Origin of the sequence: Pseudomonas sp. TAE6080, assembly GCF_018732265.1 — a bacterium.
GTDB lineage: Bacteria > Pseudomonadota > Gammaproteobacteria > Pseudomonadales > Pseudomonadaceae > Aquipseudomonas > Aquipseudomonas brenneri.
Genome location: NZ_JAHIDY010000086.1, coordinates 1 through 5,935, shown reverse-complemented (window position 1 = coordinate 5,935; position 5,935 = coordinate 1). Strand labels below are relative to the sequence as shown.

6 protein-coding genes are annotated in these 5,935 nt (G+C 53.3%); 5 read left to right on the top strand and 1 reads right to left on the bottom strand.

Annotated features, from left to right (window positions below):
* The first annotated feature begins 474 nt into the window (after positions 1–474).
* The 5 genes from KL786_RS29165 (at position 475) to KL786_RS29145 (ending at position 4,836) form a co-directional block, all read left to right on the top strand.
* The gene (locus tag KL786_RS29165) at positions 475–1,629 is read left to right on the top strand and encodes a carbohydrate kinase family protein (protein ID WP_020300926.1); all 1,155 of its coding nucleotides are present in this window, start codon (positions 475–477) and stop codon (positions 1,627–1,629) included.
* A gap of 73 nt (positions 1,630–1,702) precedes the next feature.
* Positions 1,703–3,085, top strand: coding sequence for a toll/interleukin-1 receptor domain-containing protein (locus tag KL786_RS29160; protein WP_020300927.1), 1,383 nt, complete (start codon positions 1,703–1,705; stop codon positions 3,083–3,085).
* Positions 3,082–3,780 carry an 8-oxoguanine DNA glycosylase gene (locus tag KL786_RS29155; RefSeq protein ID WP_032903619.1) on the top strand — a complete coding sequence of 233 codons (699 nt, stop codon included), beginning with the start codon at positions 3,082–3,084 and terminating at the stop codon, positions 3,778–3,780. The genes KL786_RS29160 and KL786_RS29155 overlap by 4 nt, the downstream gene beginning before the upstream one ends.
* Complete coding sequence (locus KL786_RS29150; RefSeq protein ID WP_020300929.1) at positions 3,777–4,379, top strand: 7-cyano-7-deazaguanine synthase; 603 nt, start codon at positions 3,777–3,779, stop codon at positions 4,377–4,379. Before KL786_RS29155 ends, KL786_RS29150 begins: the two co-directional genes overlap by 4 nt.
* Positions 4,369–4,836, top strand: coding sequence for a TIR domain-containing protein (locus KL786_RS29145; RefSeq protein WP_032903651.1), 468 nt, complete (start codon positions 4,369–4,371; stop codon positions 4,834–4,836). Before KL786_RS29150 ends, KL786_RS29145 begins: the two co-directional genes overlap by 11 nt.
* A gap of 77 nt (positions 4,837–4,913) precedes the next feature.
* Here the strand turns inward: KL786_RS29145 and KL786_RS29140 are convergent, their stop codons facing one another.
* Positions 4,914–5,777, bottom strand: coding sequence for a DUF4231 domain-containing protein (locus tag KL786_RS29140; protein WP_020300931.1), 864 nt, complete (start codon positions 5,775–5,777; stop codon positions 4,914–4,916).
* Between the last annotated feature and the right edge of the window lie 158 nt (positions 5,778–5,935).

Genomic DNA, 5,935 nt, shown 5'->3' with positions numbered 1-5,935 from the left:
AGAAGAACCAGCACTATTGTTCAAAGCTGCGGCCGTACCTACCGATAATCCCTTTCTTAAGCTCGAAAAAGCTTAAATCTCCGTAGCATCCCATTGGGTGCTCGACATGCACAATCAACTCGGGGCAGCGCTCATTACTGAACCGTTCCGTTGCCGCTCTCCAGGAGCTCATAGAGTTCGATGGTTGATTGGCTTAGTCTCAAAGTTTTTTGGGGCGCCCTGCTTGACGATAATATCATCATGACACCTATACTCGTGCAGCATCATCGGGCCTCGAGGACGTGAGCTTGATCGACCGAAGTGTCAATCGACGATCGTTGTCGTTCGCCGCGCAGCGACTATGTGGCTGCTGGTTTTCAGGCTTTTTTTGTAGGGCATGATGCGATATGCGTTAAAGAGCAAATCATCTGAACTTCAGTCTCTGAAGCGATGCATTGGCTGCCGATCCGACGTAAGACTGACCGAGGGCACGGAATGCACATCGTTGGTGGTCTATATCGCGAGTTATGTGATGTACCGTTCTGGGACTCTACGCTGGGCTCTGGAGGTCGCGCTGCCTTGGCCGCCAACGCACTGGCTTCGGGTGTCGAGTTTTCCACTTATGCCTCCCCCGCTGATCGCTCCGCATTGGTTTCGCTGGAGTCGCAGGGAATCATCACGCATGCCGCTACCAGGCCATCGCCAATAGTCTTTGCGTATTTCCACCCCCTTTCTTCGCCCCATATTGAGCCACCCCGCGCGTCCATCAACCGCGAAAACTCGATATCGGTGACTGGGAACGCCGTTTTGCGCTTCGGCTTTCTTGAGGGAGATGCGGTGGTCACGGCGAATCGGGCCGTATACGACCCGCAAACCTGGCATAACCCGCCATCGTTTGGAGCCAATGGGTCGACGGCCAGAGAATTGGCCCTAGTAATGAATGAACTGGAAGTGCGCCAGATAACTGGAATCGATGAGTTGCACTTAGCGGCGCAACACCTGCTGAAAAAACAACGCGCACAGGTTGTCGTGATCAAACAAGGTGCACGTGGCGCCTCAGTTTACGAGGGTGTAGGCAAGATTTCACACATACCGGCTTATCGTTCCAGCAGTGTTTTTAAAATCGGAACAGGTGACATATTTACTGCCGTATTTGCGGTTCATTGGGCGCAAGGCGAACTGCCGCCTCACCAAGCTGCAGATCTGGCGTCACGGTCGGTATCTGTCTATTGCGATACCCGTGCGTTCGAGTTTGATGAATCCATCCTCAAGCAACGTCAGCCTATCTCATCTTGGAGAGGTGGCAGGGTTCGTCTTGAAGGTGGTGTTGATTCACTAGGACAGCGATACACGATGGAAGAAGCCCGGTTTGCATTGCGCGAACTGGGTGTTGATGTGACATGTCCACAGATTGAAGTGGCAAACGCTGGCTGGAATACGGATGCGACCTTGGTAATAAATGATGAGTTGTCGGTGGAGTCCCTGGCACGAATTGCAGAAGACCGAGCCCGATCAATTCCGATCATCACACTCCACGAGCGCACTACTGCCGCGAGTGTATTAACCGTTGCAACAGAGACAACGGATGACTTCACGACAGCAATGTACCTCGCAGTCTGGGCTGCTGGCGAAGCCGCTGCCACTCACTGAAAGATAAAACAATAATCGGCATCGCCCGCAGGGTCATGCAACGGAATGTAACCAGCTGAGGCCAGATCGATCCATGGCGGACGTCTATATCATATATGCCAAAGAAAATAGCAAGACAGCGCTGAAGGTTCGCGATCTCCTCTCCGCGTCCTGGAGCGTGTGGCTAGACGATTTGATAGTTGGCGACTTCAGTGTCGCGATTACAGAAAATCTCAAAGAAGCGAAATGCGTCGTTGCTCTATATTCCTCATTTGCTCACAAGCACACCATCACTGGCGAGTTGAGCTTGGCAGAAAAATATCAAAAGAAGGTCGTCCCTCTCATTTTGGATGACAGTGATCCGCCGTACCCATATGGTCACTTCAGCAGTGTTGATTTCCGGTCATGGCAGGGCGAAGCAGATCACTCATGCTTTCAGTTGCTGCAGAAGAAAATCGGGCTCGTTGTACCTCCTCAGGGTAAGCCCGTCCGGTTAGCCACGATAGCTGACGGTGCGCTTGCCCTTCCTAATGTCTTCATGTCTGTTTCGTCACACGAGACACAGTTCGATCCCGTAGAAGCGTTGGAAGCATTAACGGTGTATCCGACGCGCTCGATTCTTGTTTCTGCCTATGACCTGGTTAATTCTGAATCGCGACACAAGATGATTGCTGAAATAACGACCTATCGAGACCTAGGCGGTTTTGTTCTCATCGACTCGGGCAATTATGAGGCTTACCGCCTGAATGACAAACAGTGGAAGCCATCGAACCTGAAGCGCGCGCTAACCGATACGCCACACGATTGGGCGTTCTGTTTTGACAACATGACCCCCAGTGACAAATTCGAAGTGGCGGTCAGGCAGGTCATAAAAGCAGTGGAGCGCGACGCCAAGCACACCTCTGCTCCGGTGCTACCCATCATTCACGTCAAGCAGACCCCTAAGGGGCTCGAAAGACTTCCTCGGATCGTCAGGGCGATATCCGAGCACCTGCAACCGCCTATCATCGCCATTCCGGAAAGGGAACTGGGTGCGGGCCTTGCGCAGCGTGCATTGACTGTCAGACATATCAGGGATGAACTGGACAAGCTGCCCTATTATCAACCCATTCATCTACTGGGCACTGGAAACCCGTGGAGCATTGCACTACTGGCGGCCGCTGGCGCGGACACGTTCGACGGTCTTGAGTGGTGTCGGTTTGCGGTAGATCCTGAGCTTGAGCGGCTTCACCACTTCCAACACTTCGACTTTTTCAAAACGAAAAGGATCCGAAGTGAATTTATGGATAGGGTGATGGCAAACAACAACATAGGCTACGCAGGCAAGGTTGCGTTCCACAATCTAGAGTATTATGCGGAGTTTGGCCGAATCATGCGTGACATGTATTCGAAAGGCCGCGAAGAACCGTTCGCCATGGGAGTTACCGGCATGAAAAGCGCCGAGCTTCGATCGCTATTCCCAGGAATTTTTCTATGACCACTTATAGCGCTGAAGCGCTCTGCAGAGCTGTCGCTGCGGTCTGTCCAGATATTCGCACACGCATCGAAGCCGGCGCAGTGTCTGACGAGCGTCATCTATGGTGGGAGCTTTCTTGCTGCATTCTCAGTAGCCAGGTCCCCTACCCGCTCGCTATGGCAGCCGCCGATGCCATCGATGAACGTGGCTATCTTTATCACAACAAACAACACAGCGAGCACCTTGCCGAGAAATTGTTTGAAGTGCTCAGAACCCCTCTCGTTGTCGACGGCAAAATGCGCACTTACAGGTTTCCCAGGGCAAAAGCCGGTCACTTAGCGTCCACGTGGGCGGCCGTAGCAAGCATTGGCGGCTCACTCAAGGCGCTGATCAGTGGTGACGTCAGTGATGTACGCGCGTGGCTAGTGGCCCATGCATCCGGTATGGGGCCCAAGCAAGCCAGTATGTTTTTGCGCAATTGCGGGGTTACTTATGACTTGGCAATCCTTGATCGGCACGTGCTCAATTACATGTCTGCTCAGGGGATATATTCAGGCACTCAGGTATCCATATCCGGATTGAATCAGTATGGCAGGCATGAAGACAGGCTTCGTGACCATGCCCGGGAAATGGATTGCCCGGTTGGTCTTTTGGATTGGGCCATATGGATCGTTATGCGCGTTGCAAATCGCAAGCAGGAGGCTGTTTTAGTATGAGTATCGTGACACTGGTTTCCGGAGGCCTAGACTCTACGCTCGTCGCCAAGTTGGCACAGGAGCAAGGCCTGCAGATATTTCCACTCTTTGTAGATTATGGTCAACGCGCCCGCGACCGAGAGCTCGCAGCCTGCAAGCTGGCCATGCAGAAGCTTGGACTTCCTGAGCCCGAAATTGCCGGTCTGTCGGGATTTGGCAGGTTGATTCGCTCGGGACTCACCGACCCGACCTTGCACATCATTGACGACGCCTTCACTCCCGGCCGGAACATGCTTTTTCTGTTGACCGCCGCCGCTTACGCCCATCAGAAAAACGCCGATGCGATCTCCATCGGATTGCTTCACGAAAGCACCAGCCTTTTTCCTGATCAGACCTCCGGATTCCTCGAGGAGGCTGAGCGCATGATAACTCTATGCATGGGCCGGAATATCAAGGTGCTTGCACCGCTCTCATCGTTCACCAAACCTGACGTCGTGACGCTGGCAGCCGAGAAAGGCATCTCTCAGACCTACTCGTGCCACCTGGGTGAAGAACAGCCGTGCGGCAACTGTATCGCCTGCAACGAATTCAAATTTGAGGGTGCCAATGATGGGCGGTAGCAGCACAGGTGGATGGAGCCGACTCGGTGATGTCAGGTCACTGGAGCAAAAAGCCAAGGCTGCTCTAAATGAGGGCAAGCGCAACGTGTTCATCAGTTTTGCCACTGAGGACATGGCTGAGGTCAATCTGCTCAGGGGACAGGCAAAAAACGATAACAATGACATCGAGTTCAATGATCATTCAGTCCGCGAACCCTACGACAGTGAGCAGGCGGAGTACATCAAGCGCAAGATCGCCGAGCGCATCAACCGCTCATCTATCACTGTGGTCTTCATTTCCAAGGACACTGCCCAGAGCAAGTGGGTGAAATGGGAGGTAGAAAAGAGCCTAGAGCTTGGCAAGAAGGTTGTAGCTGTGCATTCCGGTAAGCAGTTCGGCGCAGCTGAGCCTAAATGGGTATCGGAACACAAGATCAAAACCGTACCCTGGTCGAAGCTCTCCGACGAGCTTAAATAAGCTGCCGGCAGGAAGGTGTTTAGCTTCTGAAACTAGCGCCCTACTCCTGCCAGTAGTCGTTCGCACGCGAGGCGCTGTCAGTTGTCCTTCCTTGCCTCCCACTGAGTGTGCTCACGAGAAAATGCGTTCTCAGCGTCACCTACAAATGTCGACAAATGCTCATCTTTTTTCAGCTCATCGGCCTGTTCACGTATAAGCGTAATCTCATGCGCAGTCAGTGCGTAAGACGCCGATAGCTCAGTGAAGCGTTTTGCCTGCATCCACGTCAGAATACTTGCTGCAACAGCGATCAGCACGTCAGTCGGAAAGTATTGGTATTCCACGTTGGCGATCTTGATCAGCGCACATCCAAAAGCGATGGCGTTAACGGCGATCAATGTAATGAAGAAATACTTGGCGGCCTGGGCGTTGAAGTTAGCTTTACGTGAATACCATCCCAGTTGGTCGTTGATCCGGGATTCGATGTACGTATCGCGCCGGGTTTCGAAATCACCGGCCCTCATCAGCTTCATCTTGTACGTAATTTGCTGGGCCGGCAGATGCGTGAGCAGCTTGTTCGACACGCCTGGGTTTTGCTCAACCACTTGCGTAAGCTTTGCCAGCAAATGCTTCTTGGCCGCCTCGTCGCTTTCATGAAAAGGCTCTGCGCGGGACACGTAGCGCCACACCATGGTTTTGATTGATTCGGCGACGGCACGCCCCGAATACCAAAGCCGCTCAGGCCGCTGTGTCGCCAAATACACAGAGCTGGCTAATGCGCCGGCTAAAAGAGCCGCCTGCAGGGCCGCTGCACCCCAGTGAGGATAATTGATAACCGAGACGACTGCGGCCACCACCAACAGCGCCAGGTTAGTGAGCAGCGCGGCAAGAAAATGCTTCTGAGCGGAACCCGACAGCTCATCGGCGGCCTGATAGAGACCAGGGAAATCAGAAATCTGCATCAAGGAACCTCATAGCCGAGTTTTTGATACACGGCTGGCGGATAGAAATAGTTGCCACGCTCACTTGCCGTGGGGTTCGCCAGGGCATGAGCAATAATGGCAGGGGAATACGGGACGAACACTGCCCCAACGTCCTGCAGGATGGGAGGGCAAAGATC

What these genes read in the sequence shown, in the direction of transcription:
- KL786_RS29160 (WP_020300927.1), top strand. Translation starts at nt 1,703, where the DNA reads ATGGCGGACGTCTATATCATATATGCCAAAGAAAATAGCAAGACAGCG.
- KL786_RS29140 (WP_020300931.1), bottom strand. Translation starts at nt 5,777, where the DNA reads ATGCAGATTTCTGATTTCCCTGGTCTCTATCAGGCCGCCGATGAGCTG.
- KL786_RS29145 (WP_032903651.1), top strand. Translation starts at nt 4,369, where the DNA reads ATGGGCGGTAGCAGCACAGGTGGATGGAGCCGACTCGGTGATGTCAGG.
- KL786_RS29165 (WP_020300926.1), top strand. Translation starts at nt 475, where the DNA reads ATGCACATCGTTGGTGGTCTATATCGCGAGTTATGTGATGTACCGTTC.
- KL786_RS29150 (WP_020300929.1), top strand. Translation starts at nt 3,777, where the DNA reads ATGAGTATCGTGACACTGGTTTCCGGAGGCCTAGACTCTACGCTCGTC.
- KL786_RS29155 (WP_032903619.1), top strand. Translation starts at nt 3,082, where the DNA reads ATGACCACTTATAGCGCTGAAGCGCTCTGCAGAGCTGTCGCTGCGGTC.